The sequence below is a fragment of the Pseudomonas pharyngis genome, assembly GCF_021602345.1.
Classification (GTDB): Bacteria; Pseudomonadota; Gammaproteobacteria; order Pseudomonadales; family Pseudomonadaceae; genus Aquipseudomonas; species Aquipseudomonas pharyngis.
On the sequence record NZ_BQID01000008.1, the window covers coordinates 313,761 to 338,468 of the forward strand.

At 59.4% G+C, this 24,708-nt stretch carries 20 protein-coding genes and 2 pseudogenes; 8 read left to right on the forward strand and 14 right to left on the reverse strand.

The annotated features are described in order from the left end of the window. Positions 1–264 precede the first annotated feature (264 nt). On the forward strand, positions 265–3,159 hold the full coding sequence (locus tag L6D74_RS18570) for a ribonucleoside-diphosphate reductase subunit alpha (protein ID WP_011335505.1): 2,895 nt from the start codon (positions 265–267) through the stop codon (positions 3,157–3,159). 738 nt (positions 3,160–3,897) lie between these two features. Here L6D74_RS18570 and flgE read toward each other — a convergent pair. The 6 genes from flgE to L6D74_RS18600 all read right to left on the reverse strand — a co-directional run bounded on the left by flgE (position 3,898) and on the right by L6D74_RS18600 (position 8,884). Then, a complete protein-coding gene (gene flgE / locus L6D74_RS18575; protein WP_039772113.1) occupies positions 3,898–5,211 on the reverse strand; it encodes a flagellar hook protein FlgE in 1,314 nt (437 codons plus the stop codon). Positions 5,212–5,241: 30 nt separating this feature from the next. Continuing rightward, complete coding sequence (gene flgD, locus L6D74_RS18580; RefSeq protein WP_039772111.1) at positions 5,242–5,970, reverse strand: flagellar hook assembly protein FlgD; 729 nt, start codon at positions 5,968–5,970, stop codon at positions 5,242–5,244. Between the two features lie 15 nt (positions 5,971–5,985). After that, entirely contained in the window at positions 5,986–6,429 is a 444-nt protein-coding gene (flgC, locus tag L6D74_RS18585) for a flagellar basal body rod protein FlgC (protein ID WP_007960329.1), read from the reverse strand. Positions 6,430–6,432: 3 nt separating this feature from the next. Next, entirely contained in the window at positions 6,433–6,840 is a 408-nt protein-coding gene (gene flgB, locus L6D74_RS18590) for a flagellar basal body rod protein FlgB (protein WP_007960328.1), read from the reverse strand. 236 nt (positions 6,841–7,076) lie between these two features. Continuing rightward, positions 7,077–7,904, reverse strand: a complete 828-nt coding sequence (cheR, locus tag L6D74_RS18595) for a protein-glutamate O-methyltransferase CheR (RefSeq protein ID WP_007960327.1) — start codon at positions 7,902–7,904, stop codon at positions 7,077–7,079. Between the two features lie 47 nt (positions 7,905–7,951). Continuing rightward, positions 7,952–8,884, reverse strand: coding sequence for a chemotaxis protein CheV (locus L6D74_RS18600; RefSeq protein WP_011335509.1), 933 nt, complete (start codon positions 8,882–8,884; stop codon positions 7,952–7,954). Between the two features lie 82 nt (positions 8,885–8,966). Between L6D74_RS18600 and flgA the strand changes: the two genes are divergently transcribed. From flgA to L6D74_RS18620, 4 genes are all read left to right on the forward strand, one after another. Further along, positions 8,967–9,728, forward strand: coding sequence for a flagellar basal body P-ring formation chaperone FlgA (gene flgA, locus L6D74_RS18605; RefSeq protein ID WP_064598681.1), 762 nt, complete (start codon positions 8,967–8,969; stop codon positions 9,726–9,728). Positions 9,729–9,933: 205 nt separating this feature from the next. After that, positions 9,934–10,260 carry a flagellar biosynthesis anti-sigma factor FlgM gene (flgM, locus tag L6D74_RS18610; RefSeq protein WP_007960324.1) on the forward strand — a complete coding sequence of 109 codons (327 nt, stop codon included), beginning with the start codon at positions 9,934–9,936 and terminating at the stop codon, positions 10,258–10,260. A 48-nt stretch (positions 10,261–10,308) separates the two neighbouring features. Beyond that, positions 10,309–10,776, forward strand: a complete 468-nt coding sequence (locus tag L6D74_RS18615; protein WP_236189997.1) for a flagella synthesis protein FlgN — start codon at positions 10,309–10,311, stop codon at positions 10,774–10,776. A 95-nt stretch (positions 10,777–10,871) separates the two neighbouring features. Then, positions 10,872–11,618, forward strand: coding sequence for a flagellar brake protein (locus tag L6D74_RS18620; RefSeq protein ID WP_039772106.1), 747 nt, complete (start codon positions 10,872–10,874; stop codon positions 11,616–11,618). A 60-nt stretch (positions 11,619–11,678) separates the two neighbouring features. Here the strand turns inward: L6D74_RS18620 and L6D74_RS18625 are convergent, their stop codons facing one another. The 4 genes from L6D74_RS18625 to L6D74_RS18640 form a co-directional block, all read right to left on the reverse strand. Beyond that, positions 11,679–13,043 (reverse strand): MFS transporter, encoded by a 1,365-nt coding sequence (locus tag L6D74_RS18625; protein ID WP_236189998.1) that lies wholly within the window; start codon positions 13,041–13,043, stop codon positions 11,679–11,681. A 68-nt stretch (positions 13,044–13,111) separates the two neighbouring features. Next, positions 13,112–14,353 carry a glutamine synthetase family protein gene (locus L6D74_RS18630; protein ID WP_236190008.1) on the reverse strand — a complete coding sequence of 414 codons (1,242 nt, stop codon included), beginning with the start codon at positions 14,351–14,353 and terminating at the stop codon, positions 13,112–13,114. 219 nt (positions 14,354–14,572) lie between these two features. Then, entirely contained in the window at positions 14,573–15,265 is a 693-nt protein-coding gene (locus L6D74_RS18635; RefSeq protein WP_039772101.1) for a sensor histidine kinase, read from the reverse strand. Further along, positions 15,262–16,866, reverse strand: coding sequence for a tetratricopeptide repeat-containing response regulator (locus L6D74_RS18640; RefSeq protein ID WP_236189999.1), 1,605 nt, complete (start codon positions 16,864–16,866; stop codon positions 15,262–15,264). The genes L6D74_RS18635 and L6D74_RS18640 overlap by 4 nt, the downstream gene beginning before the upstream one ends. Positions 16,867–17,082: 216 nt before the next feature. On the opposite strand from L6D74_RS18640, the gene L6D74_RS18645 reads away from it, so the two are divergent. Further along, a complete protein-coding gene (locus tag L6D74_RS18645; protein ID WP_236190000.1) occupies positions 17,083–18,465 on the forward strand; it encodes a lysozyme inhibitor LprI family protein in 1,383 nt (460 codons plus the stop codon). Positions 18,466–18,546: 81 nt separating this feature from the next. Here L6D74_RS18645 and L6D74_RS18650 read toward each other — a convergent pair whose 3' ends face one another. From L6D74_RS18650 to L6D74_RS18660, 3 genes are read right to left on the reverse strand one after another with little or no spacing between them, the layout of a single operon-like run. Further along, positions 18,547–20,181, reverse strand: a complete 1,635-nt coding sequence (locus tag L6D74_RS18650; protein ID WP_039772094.1) for a GMC family oxidoreductase — start codon at positions 20,179–20,181, stop codon at positions 18,547–18,549. Then, positions 20,178–20,732 carry a sugar dehydrogenase complex small subunit gene (locus L6D74_RS18655; protein ID WP_236190001.1) on the reverse strand — a complete coding sequence of 185 codons (555 nt, stop codon included), beginning with the start codon at positions 20,730–20,732 and terminating at the stop codon, positions 20,178–20,180. The genes L6D74_RS18650 and L6D74_RS18655 overlap by 4 nt, the downstream gene beginning before the upstream one ends. Before the next feature lie 3 nt (positions 20,733–20,735). Further along, positions 20,736–22,136: a c-type cytochrome gene (locus L6D74_RS18660; RefSeq protein ID WP_236190002.1), complete on the reverse strand. Its 1,401-nt coding sequence runs from the start codon at positions 22,134–22,136 to the stop codon at positions 20,736–20,738. A 366-nt stretch (positions 22,137–22,502) separates the two neighbouring features. Between L6D74_RS18660 and L6D74_RS30335 the strand changes: the two are divergent. Next, positions 22,503–23,285 (forward strand): annotated as a pseudogene (locus L6D74_RS30335) (MCP four helix bundle domain-containing protein); the annotation flags it as partial. Next, a complete protein-coding gene (locus L6D74_RS30340) occupies positions 23,280–24,143 on the forward strand; it encodes a methyl-accepting chemotaxis protein (protein WP_404943279.1) in 864 nt (287 codons plus the stop codon). The pseudogene L6D74_RS30335 and the gene L6D74_RS30340, both read left to right, overlap by 6 nt. A 10-nt stretch (positions 24,144–24,153) precedes the next feature. Here the strand turns inward: L6D74_RS30340 and L6D74_RS18670 are convergent. Beyond that, positions 24,154–24,708, reverse strand: a pseudogene (locus tag L6D74_RS18670) (IS3 family transposase); the annotation flags it as partial.

Sequence of the window (24,708 nt, forward strand, 5' to 3'; positions counted from 1 at the left end):
GCACTTGCGGATGGCACCGTTTTTCAGGTTGGCAACGACCGGAACGGTACGGGTGTTGCAGTCATTACTGTCACCCTGGAAGTAATCCGGCTCGAGCCTTGGCTCGTGGCCGAAAACTTCGGCAAGGATGCGGCGTCATTAGCCTTTTTCCTACTGGTCCGAAGTTGTTATGCCCGACGCCCGTCGGTTGTAGTGCTTCGGACCAGAACGGTGAGCACCATGATGGTGCCCAAACAAACATAGAGAATGTGGAGATCACCCCCCATGCAAACCGACACAACTCGCGAGAACCCGCAGGGCACCTTGCCGCAGGCCGCCGATTCGAATTCGGATCTGGCTGCCACCGCGCCTGGTCAACTGCGCGTGATCAAGCGTAATGGCACTGTCGTTCCTTACACCGATGACAAGATCACCGTCGCTATCACCAAAGCGTTCCTCGCAGTTGAGGGCGGCACCGCTGCCGCTTCGTCGCGAATCCACGACACCGTTGCCCGCCTGACCGAACAGGTCACCGCGACCTTCAAGCGTCGCATGCCGTCGGGCGGCACCATCCACATCGAAGAAATCCAGGACCAGGTCGAACTGGCCCTGATGCGTGCCGGCGAGCAGAAAGTGGCTCGCGACTACGTGATCTACCGTGACGCCCGTTCCAAGGAACGCGCCACCCGCACCACCGCCGAAGCACCGGTACAGGCGCACCCGTCGATCCGCATCACCCGCGCCGACGGCAGCCTCGCGCCGCTGGACATGGGCCGCCTGAACACCATCGTCACCGAAGCCTGCGAAGGCCTGGCCGAAGTCGACGGCGACCTGATCCAGCGCGAAACCCTGAAGAACCTGTACGACGGCGTGGCCCTGAACGACGTCAACACCGCGCTGGTGATGACCGCGCGTACCCTGGTCGAGCGCGAGCCGAACTACTCGTTCGTGACCGCCCGCCTGCTGATGGACACCCTGCGTGCCGAAGGTCTGGGCTTCCTGGGCGTGGCCGAGAGCGCCACTCACCACGAAATGGCCGACCTGTACGCCAAGGCACTGCCGGCCTACGTTGCCAAAGGTATCGAGTTCGAACTGCTGAACCCTGTGCTGGCCTCCTTCGACCTGGAAAAACTGGGCAAGGCGATCAACCACGAGCGCGACCAGCAATTCACCTACCTGGGCCTGCAGACCCTGTACGACCGTTACTTCATCCACAAGGATGGCGTGCGTTTCGAACTGCCGCAGATCTTCTTCATGCGCGTGGCCATGGGCCTGGCGATCGAAGAGAAGCAGAAAGAAGACCGTGCGATCGAGTTCTACAACCTGCTGTCCTCGTTCGACTACATGGCTTCGACCCCGACCCTGTTCAACGCCGGTACCCTGCGTCCACAGCTGTCGAGCTGCTACCTGACCACCGTGCCGGATGACCTGTCGGGCATCTACCACGCGATCCACGACAACGCCATGCTGTCGAAATTCGCCGGCGGCCTGGGCAACGACTGGACCCCGGTTCGTGCGCTGGGCTCGTACATCAAGGGCACCAACGGCAAGTCGCAGGGCGTGGTTCCGTTCCTGAAAGTGGTGAACGACACCGCCGTCGCCGTTAACCAGGGTGGCAAGCGCAAAGGCGCTGTCTGTGCCTACCTGGAAACCTGGCACATGGACATCGAAGAGTTCATCGAGCTGCGCAAGAACACCGGTGATGACCGTCGTCGTACCCACGACATGAACACCGCCAACTGGATCCCTGACCTGTTCATGAAGCGCGTCTTCGATGACGGCAAGTGGACCCTGTTCTCGCCGTCCGAAGTACCGGACCTGCACGACCTGACCGGCAAGGCCTTCGAAGAGCGCTACGAGTACTACGAAGCCCTGACCGAATACCCGGGCAAGATCAAGCTGTTCAAGACCATCCAGGCCAAAGACCTGTGGCGCAAGATGCTGTCGATGCTGTTCGAAACCGGCCACCCATGGCTGACTTTCAAGGACCCGTGCAACCTGCGCAGCCCGCAGCAGCACGTCGGCGTGGTTCACAGCTCGAACCTGTGCACCGAGATCACCCTGAACACCAACAAGGACGAGATCGCGGTCTGCAACCTGGGCTCGATCAACCTGCCGAACCACATCGTCGACGGCAAGCTGGACACCGCCAAGCTCAAGCGCACCATCGACGTCGCCGTGCGCATGCTCGACAACGTGATCGACATCAACTACTACTCGGTACCGCAGGCGAAGAACTCCAACTTCCGCCACCGTCCGGTCGGCCTGGGCATCATGGGCTTCCAGGACGCGCTGTACCTGCAGCACATCCCTTACGGTTCCGACGCTGCCGTCGAGTTCGCCGACAAGTCGATGGAAGCGGTCAGCTACTACGCGATCCAGGCTTCGTGCGATCTGGCCGACGAGCGCGGCTCGTACGAGACGTTCCAGGGTTCGCTGTGGTCCAAAGGCGTACTGCCGCTGGATTCGCAACAGATCCTGATCGAAGCACGTGGCCAGAAGTACATCGACGTCGACCTGACCGAGTCCCTGGACTGGGCACCGGTTCGCGCCCGTGTGCAGAAAGGCATCCGTAACTCGAACATCATGGCCATCGCACCGACCGCAACCATCGCCAACATCACCGGCGTCTCGCAGTCGATCGAACCGACCTACCAGAACCTGTATGTGAAATCGAACCTCTCGGGCGAATTCACCGTGATCAACCCGTACCTGGTTCGCGACCTGAAGGCTCGCGGCCTGTGGGACTCGGTCATGATTAACGACCTGAAGTACTACGACGGTTCGGTTCAGCAGATCGAGCGCATCCCGCAAGAACTCAAAGAGCTCTACGCGACCGCGTTCGAAGTGGACACCAAGTGGATCGTTGACGCCGCCAGCCGTCGTCAGAAGTGGATCGATCAGGCCCAGTCGCTGAACCTGTACATCGCCGGCGCATCGGGCAAGAAGCTGGACGTGACCTACCGCATGGCCTGGTACCGTGGTCTGAAAACCACCTACTACCTCCGTGCCCTGGCCGCGACCAGCACCGAGAAGTCGACCATCAACACCGGCAAGCTGAACGCTGTTTCCAGCGGCGGCAACCACGGCGACGACTCGGTCCTGGCAGCCCCTGCCGGCCCGGCTCCAGTACCGAAGGCTTGCGCCATCGACGAGCCGGATTGCGAAGCTTGCCAATAAGCTGAGCTGAATCGGGCGTTGCGAAACGCCTGATCCGAGAAACCCCCGACAGACTTCTGGTTTGTCGGGGGTTTTCTTTTGCCCGCGCAAAAAGCAAAAGCAAAAGCCCCCCTCACCCTAACCCTCTCCCGGAGGGAGAGGGGACTGACCGAGGTGTTTTATAGAGATACGCCGACGTGAAATACCGAGGTGAACTTGGGTTTTGAAACGCATACAACTCAACCCCTGCTTTCTCTGTTCCTGCTTTCTCTGTTCCTGCTTTCTCTGCTCCTGCTTTCTCTGCTCCTGCTTTCTCTGCTCCTGCTCCTGCTCCTGCTCCTGCTTCCACTTCCGCTGCTGCTTCTGCTTCCGCTCTCCACCACTCAACACGATGAGCGTTAGCTCGAGTACCGCTCTTGACGTGCCGGCCCCATCGGAAGGCTGAGTGGAGGGATTTATCCGGGGGTGGGAGCGCAGCGACCGTGCGGCGCAGCCGCATGCATCGAGAGGAGGTGCAGCGAAGCAAACCGTAGGCGATGCCCCCGGATGAATCCCGTAACGAAGGAACACCGAGCCAAAGCGAGGTGCCGAACGCCGGGGCCCAGCGTTTTGGTTACTTTTGGGCGTCTGCAAAAGTGACTCGCCGTAAGGGCGAAACCGCCAGCGGCAGCACCCGAAGCAACGGATAAACACCCCAACCCCCAGCCAAAAAAAAGCCCCTCAAAAAGAGGGGCTCCTTAACCAGCCAAAACCCAGAAATCAGGTCATCTGAATAATGGTCTGCATGATAGTGCTCTGAGTCGAAATGGTCTTGGCATTCGCCTGATAGTTACTCTGACCCTTGATCAGATCAACCAGCTCATTGGTCAGGTTAACGTTCGACTCTTCCAGCGAGTTCGAAACCACCGAACCCAGCGTACCGGTCTCCGGCGCATCGTAGCCCGGAATACCCGAAGCGAAAGTCTCTTTCCAGCTGGTACCACCGATCGGCTGCAGGCCCTGCTCGTTGGTGAAGCTCGCCAGCGCAACCTGGCCGATGGCCTTGCTCTGGTTGTTGCTGAAGTTGGCGAACAGCGTACCGGTACCGTCGATGGTCAGGTTGGTGATCTGGCCAGTGGCGTAACCATCCTGAGTCGGGATCGAACGCGCGGTGTCAGCGTTGTATTGAGTGGTCTTGGCCATCGAAATGGTAATGCCGGCCGGGTTAGCCGAAGCACCGTTGGCCGTCCACACACCGTTGGTGACAGTGCCCGGTACCCAGCCAGTGAGTTTCAGGTCGCTGCTGATCACGGCAGGCGGAGTACTGACCTGAGTCAGCTTGCCAGTGGAGTCAAAGGTCATGGTCGATGCGACAGGCGCAGTGACTTTCGGGTCGCTGCCGGTAGCATCCGGGTTGCGACCGTCCACCAGGGTGTAGACCTTCCAGGTGTTGGCGCCGGTCTTCACCATGTACTGATCCATGACATGGGAGTTGCCCTGGCTGTCATAGATCGGAGTGCTGAACGACTTGGTGTAGGTCGCGAGGTTGGTCGGGTCGAACTTGCCGGCCGCTACTGTGTCGTCGATCACCGGAGCCGTCGAGTTCAGGTTGATGGTCGAGGTCACCAGCGAGGTGGACTTCGGCGCCAGGTTCGAGGTGTCGATCTTCAGATCGGTCAACACGCCGTTGATGATCTTGCCGTTGGAGTCCACACCGTAACCTTGCAGACGCGAGGTGTAGTCGGTGTTGGTGATGAAGCCGTCCTTGTCGACCTTGAACGTACCGGCACGGGTGTAGGAGATCGAACCGTTGTTGCTCAGGGTGAAGAAGCCCGAACCATTGATCCCCATATCCAGCACGTTGCCGGTGTTGTTGATGTCGCCTTGGGTGAACTGCTGGGAAACGTTGGCCAGACGCACGCCGTTACCAATGACCTTGCTGCCGCTGCCCAGGCGAGTCGCCGAGTAGACGTCTTCGAATTCTGCGCGGGACGATTTGAAACCGGCGGTCGCGACGTTGGCGATGTTGTTGCCGGTCACGTCCAGTTGCTTGTTGGCTGCATAGAGACCGCTAAGGCCGATATTGAAAGACATATTCCACTCCTTTGTGCCGGTTAGTCGGCTCTATATACCAATGGTTTGTACTTTGGACAGGGCGACGGTGCCTTTGCCGGACAGGTTGAGCATCAGCTCGCCGCCGGTCTGGCTGATCGTCACGCTGGTGACCGTGGCTGGCAGATAGGTCGCCAGGTCGGTCGCGGTGCCGTTGATCGAGGCGTTGGCCTTGACGGTGTAGGTACCGGTTTTCACCAGGTTGCCGTCCTTGTCCTTGCCGTCCCAGGTGAAGCTTGCATCGCCTGCGGCGCGACTGCCCAGATCGATGGTGCGAACGGTGGCGCCGCTGCTGTCGGTGATGGTGACGGTACCGCCGGCAATCGACGACGGAACGGTGACCGAACCGGTCATGCCTTTGCTCGGATCGTCCAACTGAACCGTGTTGGTCTGCACAATCACATTGCGACCCACCAGCGACGACGCCTGCAGGGCTTGCGACGAGTTGTAGTTGCCGGCCAGCGAACTGACGGTGCTGTTGAGGGTGGTGATCCCCTCGAGGCTGCTGAACTGCGCCAGCTGGGCAACGAATGCGCTGTTGTCCTGCGGGTCGAGCGGGTTCTGGTTCTTCAGCTGAGTCACCAGCAGTTGCAGGAACGCGTCCTTGCCCAGGGCCTGGCCGCCGGTCGAGCTGTTGGTGGCCGAAGCGATGCCGCCGGTGGTGGTGCTACTGGTCTTCTTCGAAGAGTTGGCCAGTATGTCGTTCATCGTCAGGCTGCTGGTGGTATCGGTAACACTCATGGCAGTCGCCCCTTATTACTGACCGAGGGTCAGTACCTTCTGCATCATGGTTTTGGCGGTGTTCATCATTTCGGCGTTGGTCTGGAACGACCGGCTCGCGGAAATCATGTCAGCCATTTCTTCCACCACGTTGACGTTCGGGTAGTAGACGTAGCCTTTGGCGTCGGCCGCCGGATGGTTCGGCTCATAGCGCGCTTCGAGGTTGCTCTGGTCTTCGACCACGCCCATGACCTGCACGCCCTGGCCCGCAGCATCCTGGTTCTGGAACAGCGAATTGCTGCCGCCGCTCTGGCCGCCCTGGAACATGGTGGCGAACACTGGGTGACGGGCGCGATAAGTCTGGTCGATGCTCGACGAGACGGTCTCGGCGTTGGCGATGTTCGAAGCCACGGTATTGAGACGGGTGGTCTGGGCGCTCATGCCGCTGCCGGCAATGTTGAAAACGCTGGACAGGGACATGGATTACTCTCCGCGCAGGGCTGAGACCAGCCCTTTGAATTTGCTGTTGAGCAGGGTGAAGCTGGCCTGGAAGCCGACGGCGTTTTCCGCGTAGTTCGACTGTTCCAGTTGGGCGTCCACGGTGTTCTGGTCGATCGACGGCTGCATCGGCGTGCGATACATCAGCGACTCGTCGCCATTGCCCAGGCCTTCAGCTTCGATGTGACGGCTGTTGGTCATGTTCAGGGCGATGGTGCCGTTGGCGTTCTTCTGGCTCTGTGCTTCAAGCACTTTGGAGAACTCCAGATCCCGCGCCTTGTAGTTCGGGGTGTCGGCGTTGGCGATGTTGTTGGCCAGCACTTCGGCACGCTGGGCGCGGAAGCCCAGAGCCTTTTCGTGAATGCCGAGCGCTTTATCGAAGCTGATGCTCATGTCGGGAACCTTCAGGTGACCGGATTTTTCGTAACTGGGTTATAGCAAGCGGCGTGCCAGTTTGAGAAAGCCCCGGATTACGGGGCTTTGCATGCAATCGGCAACACGGCAATGCCAGAAAAGCGGCAACCGGTTTCCGCCGGATGCCGCTTTTCTGCCGCCTGCCACCGGCAAAACCTTCAGGCATAAAAAAACGGGAGCCCCTGAGGACTCCCGTTTTTTGTGTCGCCAGTGTTTCACTTCGCCTGGTAGATGATCCCCGGGCTGCACTGAACCATCTGGTAATGATCCGGCAGACCGTTCAGCGCTTCGGAAGCGCCAAGGAACAGATAACCGCCCGGCTTCAGCGTGCTGTGGATGCGCAACAGGATGTCCTTCTTCACCTCGGCGGAGAAGTAGATCAGCACGTTGCGGCAGAACACGATGTCGAACTTGCCAAGACTTGCGTAGCTGTCGAGCAGGTTGAACGAGCGGAATTCCACCCGGTTCTTGATCGGCGCCTTGATCACCCAGCGCCCCGGCCCTTTCGGGTCGAAGTAACGCTGCAGACGATCGGCGGACAAGCCGCGGCCAATCGCCAGGCTGTCGTACTCGCCGGTCTTGCAGTTGGTCAGCATGCTGCCGGACAGATCCGTGGCAACGATCTGCACGCCCATCTTCAACTGACCGATGTTCGTCCGCTCGAACTCGTCGATCGACATCGACAGCGAATAGGGTTCCTGACCCGACGAGCAGGCCGCCGACCAGATCCGCAGACGCTGGTTGGGAGCGGCCTTGATCGCCTCGGGCAGCACCTTGTTCTTCAAGACTTCAAACGGATAGGTGTCGCGAAACCACAGGGTTTCGTTGGTCGTCATGGCATCGACCACCTGCTCGCGCAAACCGCTGCGCGGCTGGGTCTGGATGCGCTGAACCAGCTCACCCAGGGACTTGATGCCTTGCTGCTCCATCAGTTTGTTGAGACGGCTCGACACCAGGTACTGCTTGTTTTCACCGAGCAAAATGCCACAGGCTTTTTCCAGGAAGACCCGGAACTGTTCGAAATCCAAATTACCCGTAGACAAATGATGCCGCCTCTTAAATCGTGTTGAACGCCAGGGGCAAAAGGCCCTTAGCTGATATCTGCTGCTTTGATCCGGTCGACTACCCGGGATGCCAGGTCATCAGGGCGGAATTTGGCCAGGAAGTCATCGGCACCGACTTTCTTGACCATCGCCTGATTGAACACACCCGACAACGAAGTATGCAGGATGATATGAAGCTTTTGCATGCGAGGGTCGCTGCGGATCTCGGCCGTCAGGGTGTACCCGTCCATCTCCGGCATTTCGATGTCGGAGATCATCATTAGGAACTCTTCTTCCGGCTTCTTGCCCTCGTCGACCAGCTTGCGCAGGTAATCCAGCGCCTGCCTGCCGTCGTTCAATGCCACCACTTCGACACCGACTGTCTGCAGGCAACGCGTCACCTGCTTGCGCGCCACCGACGAGTCATCGACCGTCAGCACCCGCAGCGACAACGCCTTGCTCTGGGTCTCGACATCCACCACACCGACCGAAATCGCTTCCGGGGTCGGCGCAACTTCCGCCAGCACCTTCTCGACGTCGATGATTTCGACTAACTGATTGTCGACCCGAGTCACAGCGGTCAGGTAGTGATCGCGTCCGGTGCCCTTGGGCGGTGGATGAATCTCTTCCCAGTTCATGTTCACGATACGTTCCACCGAGCGCACCAGGAAACCCTGGGTCTTGGTGTTGTATTCCGTGATGATCACAAACGGACTGTTCTTGTCTTTCAACGCACCGGAGCCGGTCGCCATCGCCAGATCAAGGATCGGAATGGTCGCCCCCCGGATATTCGCCACCCCGCACACGACAGGACTGGACTTGGGCATCAGCGTCAGTTGCGGGCACTGCAGCACTTCCCGAACCTTGAACACGTTGATCCCGTAGAGCTGCTGACCGTCGAGACGGAACAACAACAGCTCCAGGCGATTCTGCCCCACCAGTTGCGTGCGCTGGTTCACCGAATCCATTACACCAGCCATGCCCAGACTCCTACACCAACGCCAAGTGTTGTTGCGACGCACATTCATTGCTAAACGGCACGGCGCTTGCTTTTTAACTCGTATGAACGCTCAAACGACATTTTTCCGACGCCTGACATCTCCCCTCCGCAGAGGGCTTTGCGCGATGTCCGCCGTTTGCCTGTCTTTCGCTGGCAGCCCTGCCGTTGCTGATGCGGTTACCATGCCTGACATGCTTATCGGCGTCACTCAGGGCTTTCTTGAATTCACCGTAGAAGACTATCTGGCCACCAGTCAAACGGAAGGCCGATATGAAATCGAGGTCAACCAGCTCGATCCACGCATGCGCATGCCTATGTGCGACAAGGAATTGACAGCGACACTGGAGAGTCCGGCACGTCCTCTGGGCCGTGTCACGGTCAAGGTCCGCTGCGAAGGCGCCTCCCCCTGGACGGTGTTCGTGCCCGCTCAAGTCCGCCTGTTTCGCGAGATTGTCACCACTACGCGGCCACTCAAGCGCGCTGGCATCATCGAGCCGCAGGACGTGACCTTGCGCGAGCGCGACGTCAGCACGATCAATCAGGGTTTCCTGACGTCGGTGGATGAAGCCATCGGCCAGAAATTGACCCGACCAACGGTAGCCGATCAAGTCATTACCCTGGTGCATCTGGAACAGGCGGAAGTCGTTCGCAAGGGCGATCAAGTGGTGATCACCGCCCGCAGCGGCACCCTCGCCGTGCGGATGCCGGGCGAAGCGCTGGCCAACGGCGGCCTGAAGGAACAGATTCGAGTGAAGAACCTCAACTCCCAGCGGGTCATCAAGGCGCAGGTTGTGGCGCCCGGCCAGGTGGAAGTAGCGATGTAAGCGGCGAGTGAGCGGCAGGATGAGTGGATATTTGAAAAGCCCCTGAGCGTTTGGCAGAAAACTGGCGCTGACCAGAGCTGTTCCCTAAACTGTGCCGCAGCAGGATCTGCAACGGCGCATGCAAGCTCATTGCTAAATGGGCCTAAAGTTTTCCAGGGGATGGCCGAGAACATGGCAAGCGTCCAAATTCCCAGAGGTTTTTAACATGGTCATCGATTTCAGCCGTTTGAACAGCTCCTCGTCACTTACGGGCAGTACACGTACCAGCAACGCCAAGGAAACCGCCGAAACCGGCACCTCCGCGCCGCTGAATACCCCGGCCGAACAGGCCAGTACCGCAAAAAGCGGGGAATCGGTACACCTCAGCAATGAGGCTCAACAGTTGCAGAAGGTCACTGACAAGCTGCGTGATCAGCCTGCCGTCGACAAGGCCCGCGTGGCCGAGTTGAAAGCAGCGATTGCCGATGGCAGCTACAAGGTCGACAGCAACCGTGTAGCCAGCAAACTGCTCAATTTCGAAGCCCAGCGCTAGGCCTCGGTCAGCGCCAGGCTTTTGGACGCTTAAAACCCAAGGCCAGCCATGCACGACACTAATTTATTGCAACTGATCATCGACGACTTTGCTCCAGCTCAACAATTGCTGGAGTTACTGCAAACCGAGTCCCTCGCCTTGCACGGTCGCGACATGCCTCTGCTGGAAGAAATTCTGGCGAACAAGCAGGCATTGATCATTCTGCTCGAACAGCATGGCCGCAAGCGCAGCGAAATCCTCGCCAGTCTCAATCTGTCGCTCGACCGCGCCGGCCTGGAACAACTGGCCAGCCAGTCGAGCATCGGCGAACAGTTGCTCAGCCAGAGCGATGTCCTGACCGATCTGATCGCCCAGTGCCAGGCAGCCAATGCCAGGAATGGCCAGTCGATCATCATGCAACAGGCCGCCACGGCCAATCAGCTGAAAATCCTCACCGGCGGCGAGCCACCCGCGCTCTACGATGCCAGTGGCACCTTCTCCAAACTGCAGAAACCGCGCGCGCTCAGCCAGGCGTGATGCTTTCTTCTATGCTTGCGCCCTATCAACGTGCGAAACATGCTGGCAAAATACTGGCCAGCCGTAGTCAAATTTTGTCTGGAGATTGATTCAACGTGTCCAACGTCCTCAGCGCGGATGATGCTCCGCAGCCCCCAAAGGTGCTCACTACACCTCTGGAAATCTCCAGCAACCTGCGCCAGCTGCAAGAAAGCCATGATCCTCTGATCATCACCTTCCACGAGCGCAGCCAGCGCTTCCAGAGCTACCTGATCAAGGTTGACCGGGAAACCGCCACGATTGCCCTGGACGAAATGATCCCGCGCGATGGCGAACGCTTCCTGCTCGCCGGTGAGCCGTTCAAGGTCGAAGGTTTTCATGACGGCGTGCGCATTGCCTGGGAATGCAACGGCACGCTGAACATCGAAGAATCCAGTGGCGATCGTTTCTACACTGGCGACCTGCCCACCGAAGTGGTCTATCACCAGCGCCGCAATGCGTTCCGCGCCGCTTTGAAGCTGACCGACCTGGTCAGCGTCGAACTGGGTGGCGAAAAGCTCAAGTCGCCTATCGGCGGCAAACTGCTGGATATCTCCGCCACCGGCTGCAAACTGCGCTTCGAAGGCGACATCACCGACCGCCTGCAACTGGGCCAGGTTTATGATCGCCTGATCGCCGCGCCGCTGTTCGGCAACCAGCCGACTTCGGTCGAGCTGCGTTACCTGCACTTCGAAGAAAAACTCAACATCACCTTCGCCGGCCTGCGCTTTCACAACATCAGCGGCCCGGCGGCGCGCAACGTCGAGCGCTTCGTTTATCAACTGCAACGCGAAGCGCGTCGGTTCGATAAAGACGACCTCTGATCGGCAGGCATGAAAAAACGGGCAGTCACTGCGGTGACTGCCCGTTTTTTTATGCCTGAATCACGGCCTGGCGGGGCTGATGTCCGGCCCTTCGCCTTCGATTGTCGAGTCGGTTGGCGCGACAGGTTCTGGCTCGGGTTCAAGTTCAGGCTCCGGAGCGACCGTATTCTGCATCTGCTCCTGCACCACCTGCTCGTCAACCCGCGGGTCCAGCGCTGCCACCAACGGCGAACTGGACATGCTGTCCGGCATCGCCACGTGATGCAGCGGTGCATCGTCGACCTGGTGCAGATTGGTCACGGCTTTCGGCCGGATCCGCCACACCAGCACCAGCGCGAAAAAGGTGAAGAACGCGTACAGGCTCTGCGGCCCGAACAGCTTCATCAGCACCCCGGCCGCCAGCGGCCCGATACTGGCGCCCACGCCGTAGGTCACCAGCAGCATCGCCGTCAGCGATACCCGACGCTCGCCTTCGACGTGGTCGTTGGAGAACGCCACCGCCAACGGGTACAGGCAGAACTGCACCAGCGAACAGAGGAAGCCGACCACGAACAGCACCTCCAGCGGCACCTGCGGCAGGATCGCCAGTGGCAACGAAGCAACCGCGAGGAACAGCGCGAAACAGCGGATCAACAGCGCCCGGTCATAGCGGTCGGACAACCAGCCCAGCGGCCACTGCACCACCAGCCCGGCAAAAATGCAGCTACCCATGAACAGACCGACCTGTTCGGTGGACAGCCCCTGCTGCGAGGCATACAGCGGCGCCAGACCGTAGAACGAACCGATGATCAGCCCGGCCCCGAGCACCGTGCTCAGCGACTGCGGCACGCGCTTGATAAAGAAGCGCGGCTCCATCGGCGCCGGGTGCAACGGCGCCGGGTGAATCCGTCGAGTCAGCGCCACCGGCACCAGACACAGGGCGAAGCACAGCGCGACCAGCATCAGCAGTTCCAGGCCAAGGCCCGGGTGCATGACCAGAATCAGCTGACCGAGCACCAGCCCCAGGTACGACGCGATCATGTAGCCGCTGAACACCAGACCGCGCTGGTTGGCGTCGGCCTGCTCGTTCAGCCAGCTCTCGATGACCATGTATTGGCACATCATGCCGAGGCCGACGATGGTCCGTAGCACCAGCCAGGCCGGCAGCCAGTCCACCAGCCCATGACCGAGCACCGCCGCGCCAACAATCCCGGCACACGCCGAGTAGGCGCGGATATGCCCGACCCGGGCAATCAGGCGGTGACCGATCTTGCCGCCCAGCACCAGACCGAAATAGTTGGCCGCCATCAACGCACCGACCCACAACCCGTCGACATGGTCGGCAGCCAGACGCAAAGCCAGATAAGTAGATAGAAGGCCCGAGCCGATCAACATCATCAGCGAGGCGAAATACAGCGCTCGAAAGGATTTCCAGATTTGGCGCATCGGCGTTCCGAGCGGCTCCTTGCAGTAAGTATCGGGCTATCAAACGATAGCCCGACGGCGACATTTCGTCAGGCCTGGGCTGCTAGAACACGGCGTTCCCAGGGAGTGATTTCATCAAAGAAACTGGTCAACTCCATGGTCTTCGAAGCGATGTAGCCTTCGATGAACTCCGTGCCGAACAGTTCCGTTGCAAGCTGGCTGCGTTTCAGACGTTCGAGCGCCGCATGCAAGGTACACGGCAGCGAAAGATTGTCCGGCACGTCGAACTCGCCCTGAATCGCTTCGCTTGGTTCGAGTTCATGCTCGATGCCGTACAAGCCGGCGGCCAGGCTCGCGGCAATCGCCAGGTACGGGTTGGCATCGGCCCCCGGCAAACGGTTCTCGACCCGACGCGCGACCGGCGAACTGGCCGGAATGCGCAGGCCGGCAGCGCGGTTGTCGTGGGACCAGCAGGCGTTGTTCGGCGAGGCAAACGGATGGCACAGCCGTTGATACGAATTGACGTTCGGCGCAAACAGCGCGGTGAAATCAGCCATGCCCGCCTGCTGCCCGCCAATGAAGTGGCGGAACATTGCAGTCGGCTGACCGTCCGCGTCACTGAACACGTTCTTGCCGCTGCCGATTTCGACGATGCTCTGGTGAATGTGCATCGAACTGCCCGGCGTGTGCGCCAGCGGCTTGGCCATGCACACCACGGTCAGGCCGTGCTTGAGCGCGACTTCCTTGAGCAGATGCTTGAACAGAAAGGTCTGGTCGGCCAGCAGCAGCGGATCGCCGTGCAGCAGGTTGATCTCGAACTGGCTGACGCCCATTTCGTGCATGAAGGTGTCGCGTGGCAGGCCCAGAGCGGCCATGCATTTATAGACTTCACTGAAGAACGGTCGCAGACCGTTGTTGGAGCTGACGCTGAACGCCGAATGACCGTCCTCGCGACGACCGTCGAGACCGACTGGCGGCTGGAACGGTTGGGTCGGGTCGGTGTTCGGGGCGAACACAAAAAATTCGAGTTCGGTCGCCACCACTGGCGCCAGACCGAGGGCTGCGTAGCGGGCAATGACCTTCTTGAGCTGACCACGGGTCGACAGGTTGGAGCTTTCGCCGGTCAGTTCGTCGGCATCACAGATGGCCAGCGCGCGCGGTTCCTGGCTCCATGGCAATGGGTGAATCTGCGCAGGATCGGCCACCAGCGCCAGATCGCCGTCATCGCTGCCATAGAATTTGGCGGCGGGATAGCCGCCCATGATGCATTGCAGCAGCACCCCTCGGGCCAACTGCAAACGCCGCCCTTCGAGGAAGCCCTCGGCGGTCATTACCTTGCCCCGTGGCACACCGTTCAAATCCGGCGTGACACATTCAATCTCATCAATGCCCGTCAATCGCTGCGCGAGAGAACGCTGGCCATCGGTTGTCATGACGCAATCCTTGTTATTGTGCGAGCCGCGAACGGCGACCCGGACAAAATAGGCTTCGGCTGTTCGGAATATCAAGCAGCAGCCAACAAAAAGAATTCCGGTCGATGAATCGGTGATTCAGGGCAGGTAAATACTGAACACGCCGCCGCCCAACGGGCCGCCATTGCGGATCTCGGTCCGGCCGCCAACACCGTTGCGCTGATGCAGCGCGGCGATGCGTCCGGCGAAGTACAGACCCAGGCCGGTACTGCCACTGCTGTGGTTGATGCCCTGCACATAATCGGCCTGACGCTCAAGCATTTCGGCCGGGTAACCGTCGCCGTCATCGTTGATGCTCAGCACCAGTTGCCCGGCTTCGTCGCTGACGGTGATCAGCAGCGATTCGCGGGCGTAACGGATCGCATTGTTGATGCAGTTGCCCAGCACCGAGGCGATCAGCTCACGATCGAAGAAGCCCAGGGGACTGAGCGGATCGACTTCGTAAGTGGCGAGGATTCCACGACTGGCGAACACTTCCTGATGCGCCGCCAGTTGCGCCTCGATGAAGTCGTCCAGCTCGTGATAAGCCGGCTGCAACGGCATCTGATTGACCCCGAGCTTGTACAGCCCGAGCAACTGCACCAGCATGCCGTTGAGGTGGGCGAACTCGAAGTCGATCACGCCCTGCTCCGGCCCCTGGCGCTGCGCTTCAGGCAAGCGTGCCAGCCATTGGCTGTGGGCCTGCATCAGCATCGCCAGAGAGTTTTTCATGTCGTGCACGGTGGAGGCGATCACCGTGGAAAAATCCAGTGCCTGCTCGTCTTGGTTCATTCGCCAAACGCCTTGCTTTTCAGCTTCTGATAACGCGGATAACGCGCGTCGGTATCGGGCATCATGCCCACCAGTTTCAGGCAGGCCCGACATTCTTCCAGCTCCGCCGACGGCACATTGGTGTCGGTGCCGTGCAGCAGCGACTGGGCCATGTTCAGCGCAATACTGATGTTCTTCGGTTGCATCTTCAGCGCCTTGCGGAACACCTCGCGGGCCTCCACCAGGTTGCCGGTCTTGTACACGCGCACGCCCTGCCGGTTGAGGTCGGCGGCCGCGTTGCTGGAGCTGAGAATAGTCGGATCGTCAGTGAGCTTGGCGATGTCTTTCATCACCGTCGGGTCATCGCCGTAGATTTCCGCGCAGCTCTTGAGCATCGAGGTGCCCGCCTCGGTCTGGCCGAGCATCTGCAATTGCTTGGCCACCAGCAACGCGGCCTCGGGGCTCATGAACTGCTCCATGCCGTCGAGGCGCATCAGCGCTTGTTCGGTGAGTTTTTCGGCGGTCTCGGCATCGTTGAGCAACAGGCTCGTGGCCTTCATCAGCCGCGCACGAATCTGCAGGCCCGGATCGGTCGGGTTTTCCTTGGCCACGGCGCTGAGGGTGGTGTTGATCTCCAGACGCGTACGGGTGTCGAGCCCGCGCTCGCTGCCCTTGCTGATCAAAGCATGGGCCAGGCCCAGATTGCTTTCCGGATCCTTGAACCGCGATTGCGCGCCCTGATTCACCGCCTGGCGATAAGCCCGGGAAGCGGTGTCGAAATCTTCGTTGGCCATCGCCAGCTTGCCCAGCAACGCCTGACGGCGCACCGCCAGCGGCGACAGGCGAATCGCCTCCTCCAGCACTTGCTGCGCGCCTTTGGTATCGCCTTCGGCGACCAGCACGTCAGCCATGCCGTCATACAGCGCCGGCATCATCGGGAAGACCTTCAGGGCTTTTTCATAAACGCCCTTGGCCTGACTGACCTGCCCACGCTTGAACAGCAACTTGCCTAACCCGGCAAACGCCCACGGCAACGGACGGTCAGCGATGATGCCGTCGTAAAGGCGCTCGAGCGCTTCGTTCTGGTTCATGTCGCGCAACGCATCGGCGCGATAGCGCAGGCACAGCGGCGAATAGCGGATGTCCTGTTTGCACAGGGCGATGCAGGCGTTGAGCACTTCCATCGGTTTGCCACGGTCGAGGGCTTGCAGAATCGGCTTGAGCAGGGTCTTGCGCTGCTCCAGACGCTCCAGGCGCTGAGCCAGGCCGGAACGGTTGAACGGCTTGGTCAGGTACGCGTCCGGCTCGTGCTCCAGGGCACTGAGTACCATCGCCTGACTGGTCTCGGCCGTGACCATCACGAACACCGCTTCGTGGCTGATCAGCTTCTCCATCATCAGGTCTTCCAGCACCTGCTGACCGTTCTTTTTGCCGTCACCGAGGTGGAAGTCCTGGAGGATGAAATCGTAGGACTTCTGCGCACACATTTTCAGCGCCTGCTCACCGGTGTCGGCGGTGTCCACGTCCTTGACGCCCAACTCGCGCAACATCGAACGCACGGAACTGCGGAAATCCGAGAAATCATCGACGATCAGAAAACTCTTTTGGTGATACGACAGCATCGAGGATTTCCAGGCAATTGAAGAAGATGGGACCATTTCCAGGCGCGCAGATGATAGCTGCCGGCCAAATGCTATCAAGCGATTTCGCGCGACTCTGTAGTCACCGAACGGGTTATCGGCCGGATCAGTGGTTCTCTTGAAGCGGGGGTTCAAGATTCGTTGCGCAAGGATTACCCTGCGCGGCGGTTCTCACCTTCCAATGGCAAAGGATTCATCGTGTACATCAAGGGACGCTACATCGTATCGGCCTGTGCGCTGCTGTTTTTTCAGCAGGTACTGGCGAGCGGAATGGACTGCACAAAGGCTGCGAGTGTTGTGGAGAAGGCGATTTGCACGGACAAGCCGCTATATGAGTTGGATGTGCAGATGGGGGCGGCTTACCGGAAGTTGATGAAAGCTGCCCCGGAGCAGGCCGAAGTGAAAAAGGCTCAGCGTCAGTGGCTGAAAGAGCGTGATCGATGTGGCGAGGAGTTCGGTTGTCTGAACCAGCGTTATCAGGATCGTTTGCAGGTCTTGCACGCGCAGTGGATCGACGCGGTGGCCTACAAACCGGACGAGATCGATAAACAGGTCATGGAGGATCTGCAGCAGCGGGTTCGGGAGATGAGCAAGGAGAGTCCGGAGTTTGCGCTGGAGCGGGCGCTGGATTCTCTCTCGACCGACAACGGCGAAACTTCATTCTCCGGCGATCCCAGTGACGACAACACTTACGATCAGACCTTGTTTCCCAAAAGCATTCCCAAGGGTGTAACCCATAATGAATGGAAGGCGCTTAATGCTTCCGGCCTTGACGCTGATGCCGAGCAGGGCCAGGCGAATTACTCATTGATAGACCTGGACGGCGACGGTCAACGGGATCTGATCGTTTCAACCTACACCGGTGGTACAGGCCTCTTCAGCTTCTATGAAACCTTCCATCGCGATGGAGAACGGTTCACCAGAAGGCTGGCTCCCTATGATCCGGACGCCAGCGCCGGGAGCTCGTTGTTCTCCACCAGTGATCGAGGCGCCAACCAATCGGCAGCCTGGATCAAATCTCATGGAAGGATGTATCTCGCCTATCGCAACGGGTCATACGGTGTCGATCAGGTCTACCTGCTCAATCCCCTGAAGATCAACAGCCAAATACCAACAGTAACGGTTCGGTATGACTACAAGTTGATCGTGCCGAGTAATCAATACTCCGAGCAAAGCAGTACCAGCTACGTACTGGACCCAGTCTTGCGAAAGACTCTAATGAAAGCCCTGACCCAATCGGGTGCAGGTAAACCTCAACAACCCAGCCAACACAAAGGCCCCCTCTGCCCCATTCCTGCATCGGGCTCGGGAGACGATGACTATTACAGTTACGGCGCAGGTTACTACGCAGTAGAAACCGTCATGGACTTGCCAGTCTTCATCGACGACGAGTGCTTCATCGCAAGGCTGAACAATTGGTTTGGTAGTTACAGCGAGAAAGACGGATTGCCCGCCTTGCTGACTTTGCGCAAGCCCGGGTCTCAAGATCCCGAACGGGGCTTCTCAGTCAACGGCCGCCGACATTTCACGAACGTCACAACCTCGATTGGAAAAGCAGAGGGTGGAGCTGAAACTTTCTAGCCCTTCCTCCTGCAAGATTGAAAGACACAAAAAAGCCCCACCAGACACCTCTGCGTGGGGCTTTGTACTTCAGGGCGCTTCTCAGACCTCCGCCACCAACACATCGGCAATCCGAATACTCAACGCCGCACCTGTCAGCGTCGGGTTCACGCAGGAGGACGATGGCATGACGCTCGTGCCTGCGATGAACAGGTTGGAATGGTCGTGACTGCGGCAATCGCGGTCCACCACCGAGTCTTTCGGGTCATCGCCCATGATGGTGGTGCCCATGATGTGCTGACGGTTCTGGAAGCCCGTGTCGGTGCTGAGGATGTCGGCGTCGAGCAGTTTTGCAAACTGCTTGAAGTCTTCCAGCGCCTTCTCTTTACCGGCGTGCCAGTAGTCGGGAACGCTGTAGTAGATCTCGGGAACCGGCAGGCCGATGGCGTCGAACTTGGTCTTGCTCGGGGTGACCCGGTTTTCCGGCAGCGGCAAGGTTTCGAAGTCGACGGCCCAGTTCAGGGAGCGCGCCGATTGCAGGCGGATCTGCTCATCGAGCTTCGAGCCCAGCACGCCTTTGGCAATCAGGTTCGAAGTGATTTGCGACGTCGGCACGGTGTTGCGCACCTTGATCTTGTAGCTCGGGTAATCGTTGCGAAACGCGCCATCGCGACTGTTCAGATAGACCAGCAATTGCGTCGGCCCTTCGCCCGGCCACATGTCTTCCTTGGTCATGACGTTCATGCTGATGCCGGTGTGGTCCATCAGGTTGCGCCCGACCTGATCCGAGGAGTTGGCAATCCCGTTCGGGTACTTTTCCGAGGTCGACATCAACAGCAGCTTCGGCGACTCGATACCGTATGCCGCCAGTACAAAGGCCCGGGCGGTCAGTTTGTGTTTGGACTTGTCGGGGCGCATGTACCAGATCGCGGTGATCTTGCCGTCGTCGCCCGCCTCGATCTTGTAGACGACAGAGTTGTCCAGCACCTTGGCGCCATGGCGCTCGGCTTCATCGATGTGCATCGAACCATCGTACTTGGCGGCAATCGGGCACACCGGGTTGCAGTTGTTGTTGCCGGCACAGGGAGGCCGTTTGCCATAGGGACGGGTCGCCCGGCCATTCGGCTCGAGGATCGGGTTATACCCGCCCTTGCTGAGCAATTCGGAAAGGCGTTTGAACATGTAGCTCGGCTTCAGGCCCTCCATCGGATAGGGAATCGAGCGCGGCGGATAGGCGTCTCCGCCCTGCCCGCTTTCGTCCTGGCCGTCGACACCGGAAACGCCCAGTTCGATTTCAGCCCGAGCGTAATACGGTTCGAGTTCGTCATAACTGATCGGCCAGTCACGACCACGGCCATACAGCGACTTGAGACGAAAATCATTGGGCAGCATGCGCCACAGCGAGGAACCGAAATGCCAGGTGGTGCCACCCACCACACGCAGATAAGAGGTGTTGTATTTCACCGGCCCTACCTGCTGCAGATAGTCGCCATAGGTAGAGGGCGCGTGGGGCAGGCTCGGATAAGGCGACCCGGCGCCCTGCAACTTGGCGTTGGCCAGCGAGAGTTTCACCGGGGCATTGCGGAATGTTTCCACCACATCACGGCGATTCACCCGGGGACCGGCCTCGAGCACGATCACCGACTTGTTCGCTTTGGCCAGGCCCGTGGCGATCAGACCGCCCATGACACCGGAACCGATGATCACTACATCGGCATCGAATTGATCGCTGCTCATACTGTCGAGTCCTGATTGACTGCTGGCTTGGGACCCCATGAATCCGGGCCGCCACCGTAGGTTGGAATGATGAGAATGCCGTGAGTGGGCTGATACATCATGGCGAGGGAATAGCTGATCAACTCGGCATCCGCCGGCTCACCGACGATGCCCAGATACCAGGCGGAAATGATGCTGGTGGCCGTGGCCCGCAGCGACGGATCCGGATTCGGCTGCGCCAGGTATTCATCGACATGCTTGTAACCCTGTGCGCCGATCAATTGCTTCAAGGCAATCACGTTGGTCGAAAAATTCGGCGCGCGCTTGTCCAGCGCAGCGTAATAACGACCGGCCAGAACCGGATTGACCGCACGGCTGACCAGAAACTGCGACAGCGCAATGAAATCGTCGCTCGATACCTGGGCTGCCAGCACCGACTGCCAGGGCAGCGCACTGCCGATCATCGCGGCCAGCCCCAGCGTCACGGAACCGCGCAACAGATTGCGGCGAGTGAGCCCAGTCGAGCTTTCGATTTGCGTTTTTTCGTGTTTGTGCGTCATTGAAGTGTCCATTGCTCAAGCCTCCTTGCGCCGACGTGCAATCAAGGCCCATGCGCCCAGGCCGATCAACACGCACACGAGAATGATGACCGGGGTCGTAAACTTCGCCATCACTGCCAGTGGCGCCTGGGGCCCACCGTTGCGTACCTGTGCCACATCGGCGGCGGTGACAACCGTGTCGGCATTGCCGTAGCGCGACAGCACGTAGTTGCTGACGTCGGCAATCTGCTGGTCGTTCAGGCGATCGGTGAACAACGCGTCCGGGCCGAAACCCGGCATGTCGATGGCCACACCGTCGACTTCACGATGCACGCCGTACACGATGGCCGCGATCAGGTTGTCGCTGCGACTGGTGGCGGTGTTGTGAAACAGCGATGGGTATTCCCGCGTGCCTTGACCGTTCGGCTGATGGCAGTTGGCGCAAGTGCCACTGAATATGTGCCAACCCGGGTTATCCCCCGGTTTGCCTCCGCGCAGCGTCAATTCATCGACCGAGGCCTGACCGTACTCGTGGCGGGCTTTGGTTTCCCCACTGTTGATCGGCGCCGTCTGCAGCAGATAGGCCGCAATGGCTTTGAGATCCACATCGCTCAAATGCTGCAGACTATTCTCCACCGCCTCGGCCATCGGCCCCGCCGCCTGGGCCTTGCCCTCGACGTGACCGGTACGCAGATAGGCCACGATCTCGTCGCTCGACCAGGCACCGATGCCGCTGACTTTGTCGGAAGTGATATTGGGGGCATACCAACTGCCCAGTGATCCGCCGGCCAACGGTTTTGCGCTGTCGGCCGCCATCAGGATATTGCGCGGTGTGTGGCAGGTATCGCAGTGAGCCAGGCCGTTGACCAGATAGTCGCCACGGTTGACCTCGGCGGACTTGGCCGGATCCGGCGTAAAGCGCGCCGTGCTGTGGAACAGCGCGTTCCAGCCAATCATCGATGCGCGGATATTGAACGGGAAATCCAGAGCGGTTTTCTGGTTCGGCGTATCGACCGGCGCCACTTCATGCATGAAGTAGTCGTAGAGCGCAGCAATGTCGCTGTCGGTCATCTTCGAATAGGAGGTGTAGGGCATCGCCGGGTAAAGCCGAGTGCCATCGGCCGCCACCCCGTCACGCACCGCACGGGCGAATTGCTCAGACGTGTAATTGCCGATACCCGCCGTTTTCGAAGGCGTGATGTTGGTCGAGTAGATCGTGCCCATCGGTGAGCCGAGCGGATAGCCGCCCGCAAAAGCCTTGCCGCCTGGCGCCGTATGGCAAGCCACACAGTCAGCCGCTACCGCCAGACGCTTGCCCTCCGAGGCCGTGCTGTCGAGCGTCTCGCCGTACGCAGTGCCAGCTATGGCGATCAGCAGCGTAACCAATCCGGCAGAGGCGTACCCCCTGCGTTTCCCTTTATCAATGCGACGCGACATGAGTCCTACCCTAGGCTGCTTCGTTCTTTTTTTTCACGGTTCTGGAAATCACGAACACAGCGTCCTCGTCATCTTGAGCGAAAAGGACGAAGAGGTACGATGTCGTACGTATTTATTGGAATATTCCACACAATGTAACACTTGGCAACAAATAGAAAAGGCCAAGTGCCATCTTTTGTATGTATGTGCTGAATGCTCTAAAACGCTGGTTACAAGGGGGTTTAATGCGGAATATATTTAGATAAGAAACAACTGGTAACCCTACAGTTGTGGACTCCGCAGCCGAAAGATGTACGACGACGAACCATTTTCGTACGAGCTGCGCTCGATATTGCTCCGCCCCCACATGTCAGCAGGATGCCCCTTATGAGTTGGTTGAATGACGCAAGACTTTCCACGAAATTGATCACGGCCTTCGCGGCGTGCGCCTTCATCACCCTGGGGGTGGGCCTGCTGGGAAGCCGGGGAGTGACCGAACTCTCGACAAGCCTCAGATCGGTGTTCGGCAACAACCTCGTCGCCGTCGCCAACATCGCGCAGACCAAAATCAAGGCTGTCGGACAGACCCGTGACATGTATCGGCTTTACGTCGCCACTGCCGCCAACCTGCCCCAGAGCACCAAAGACGAATTTCTCGCCTCGATGAGCGCCAACCAGTTGGCGAGTGAAAAAGCCTTTGCCGAATACCGGAAAACCGAGCTTGCCGACGACGAACGTGCAGCCGGTGACCGGATGGAGAAGGCCTGGCCCGTTTACCAAGCGATCGTGCAAAGGTATCTGGGCCTGATGAAGGCCGGCGACCTGGAAAATGGCCGCGAACTGCTGCTCGGCGACCTGCAGAAAAACTATCGCGTCGTCATGGACGAATTGACCATCATGACCAACTCCAACGACATGCAGGTCAGCGAAGCCGCAAAGCGATCGGTTCTGACGGAGTCCTCCGCCAAGACCTCGCTGTACATCGGCATCGTGCTGGCCTTTATCGCGGCGATTTTGCTCGGCCTGTTCATCAGCCGACTGATCAGCCGCCCCATCTCCAAAGCCGTTGAAAGCGCCCGAAGCATCGCTGGGGGCGACTTGACTCAAAACATCGTCAGCACCGGTCGCGACGAGGCCGGCCAGCTGCTCACAGCCCTGGCCGAGATGCAGGGCAGTCTGAAAAGCACTATTCAGCAGATCGCCAGCGCGGCGGATCAACTGGCTTCCGCCGCCGAAGAACTCACCGCCGTCACAGACAATGGAAGCCGCGGACTGATTCGTCAGAACGACGAGATCCAGCAGGCAGCGACGGCTGTCACGGAAATGACCTCCGCCGTGGAAGAAGTTGCGCGCAATGCGGTATCCACCTCCGAGGCCTCCCAGACCACCAGCCGGGAAGCCAGCAATGGACGCGATCAAGCGCGAAACGCCGTTGCCGCGATCAACCATGCAACCACGGAAATCGCCACCTCCACCACCATGGTCAAGGACCTGGCGGAGAAAGTTCGAGACATCGGCAAGGTTCTGGATGTGATCCGGGGGATTGCCGAGCAAACCAATCTGCTGGCGCTTAACGCCGCCATCGAGGCTGCGCGCGCGGGTGAGCAAGGTCGAGGTTTTGCCGTGGTCGCCGACGAGGTACGAGCCCTGGCGGCAAGAACCCAGGCTTCGACGGGGGAAATCGAAGGCATGATCAACGACGTTCGCAACAGTGCAGACGAAGCCGTCGGCGCCATGGGGAAAAGCCAGGCGCTGGTCAGCGAAACCCAGTCACTGGCGCAAGCGACCGGCCAGGCATTGGAGCTGATTGCCGACGGCATCTCGCAGATCAATGATCGCAACCTCGTCATCGCCACAGCCTCGGAAGAACAGGCACACGTAGCTCGGGAAGTGGACCGAAATCTGGTCAACATCCAGGATCTCTCCACCCAGACGGCGGCAGGCGCGCATCAGACCAGCGCCTCGACCCAGGAACTGTCCAACCTGGCGGCGTCGTTCAACACTCTGGTCAGTCGCTTCCGCTTGTAAACTCGCGTGTCTAGTCCTGAAATAGGTTTACACCTGTTTCACCCTAACGCCCGATGCACTGCATCGGGCGTTTTGTATTTCAAGGACAGGTGCGGGCGCTCCCGGTTGTAGATCAAGATCGCCTCCCGCACCATTTGCTCCGCTTGCGCCAAGTCTGTCGGCCGGTGGAGCAAGAGCTCTGTCTTCAAGATGCCGTTGACCCGCTCTGCCAAGGCGTTTTGGTAGCAGTCATAGCCATCAGTCATTGAGCACGTGATGCCATGCTTGGCATGGAGCTTTTGGTAAAGCGCCGAGCAGTACTGCACACCTCGATCTGAGTGATGAACCAGTTTCTGGCATGTTCGACGCGTCTTCAAAGCCATGCGTAAAGCTTGAGCCACCGAGTCGGCATGTAAGCTGCCATGCACGTGATAGCCGACTATTTTTCTCGAGAAGGCGTCCGTCACCAGACTCAAATAGACCGGATCGTCACGCTTGGTGGACAGATAAGTGATATCGGCCACCCAAACCTGTTCCGGACCGGTAGCGACAACTTGCGACGGGCCTGGTTTGAGCAGATTGGGAT

What these genes read in the sequence shown, in the direction of transcription:
- L6D74_RS18570 (WP_011335505.1), top strand. Translation starts at nt 265, where the DNA reads ATGCAAACCGACACAACTCGCGAGAACCCGCAGGGCACCTTGCCGCAG.
- flgE (WP_039772113.1), bottom strand. Translation starts at nt 5,211, where the DNA reads ATGTCTTTCAATATCGGCCTTAGCGGTCTCTATGCAGCCAACAAGCAA.
- flgD (WP_039772111.1), bottom strand. Translation starts at nt 5,970, where the DNA reads ATGAGTGTTACCGATACCACCAGCAGCCTGACGATGAACGACATACTG.
- flgC (WP_007960329.1), bottom strand. Translation starts at nt 6,429, where the DNA reads ATGTCCCTGTCCAGCGTTTTCAACATTGCCGGCAGCGGCATGAGCGCC.
- flgB (WP_007960328.1), bottom strand. Translation starts at nt 6,840, where the DNA reads ATGAGCATCAGCTTCGATAAAGCGCTCGGCATTCACGAAAAGGCTCTG.
- L6D74_RS18600 (WP_011335509.1), bottom strand. Translation starts at nt 8,884, where the DNA reads ATGGCTGGTGTAATGGATTCGGTGAACCAGCGCACGCAACTGGTGGGG.
- flgA (WP_064598681.1), top strand. Translation starts at nt 8,967, where the DNA reads ATGAACGCTCAAACGACATTTTTCCGACGCCTGACATCTCCCCTCCGC.
- flgM (WP_007960324.1), top strand. Translation starts at nt 9,934, where the DNA reads ATGGTCATCGATTTCAGCCGTTTGAACAGCTCCTCGTCACTTACGGGC.
- L6D74_RS18615 (WP_236189997.1), top strand. Translation starts at nt 10,309, where the DNA reads ATGCACGACACTAATTTATTGCAACTGATCATCGACGACTTTGCTCCA.
- L6D74_RS18625 (WP_236189998.1), bottom strand. Translation starts at nt 13,043, where the DNA reads ATGCGCCAAATCTGGAAATCCTTTCGAGCGCTGTATTTCGCCTCGCTG.
- L6D74_RS18630 (WP_236190008.1), bottom strand. Translation starts at nt 14,353, where the DNA reads ATGACCGCCGAGGGCTTCCTCGAAGGGCGGCGTTTGCAGTTGGCCCGA.
- L6D74_RS18635 (WP_039772101.1), bottom strand. Translation starts at nt 15,265, where the DNA reads ATGAACCAAGACGAGCAGGCACTGGATTTTTCCACGGTGATCGCCTCC.
- L6D74_RS18640 (WP_236189999.1), bottom strand. Translation starts at nt 16,866, where the DNA reads ATGCTGTCGTATCACCAAAAGAGTTTTCTGATCGTCGATGATTTCTCG.
- L6D74_RS18650 (WP_039772094.1), bottom strand. Translation starts at nt 20,181, where the DNA reads ATGAGCAGCGATCAATTCGATGCCGATGTAGTGATCATCGGTTCCGGT.
- L6D74_RS18655 (WP_236190001.1), bottom strand. Translation starts at nt 20,732, where the DNA reads ATGGACACTTCAATGACGCACAAACACGAAAAAACGCAAATCGAAAGC.
- L6D74_RS18660 (WP_236190002.1), bottom strand. Translation starts at nt 22,136, where the DNA reads ATGTCGCGTCGCATTGATAAAGGGAAACGCAGGGGGTACGCCTCTGCC.
- L6D74_RS30340 (WP_404943279.1), top strand. Translation starts at nt 23,280, where the DNA reads ATGCAGGGCAGTCTGAAAAGCACTATTCAGCAGATCGCCAGCGCGGCG.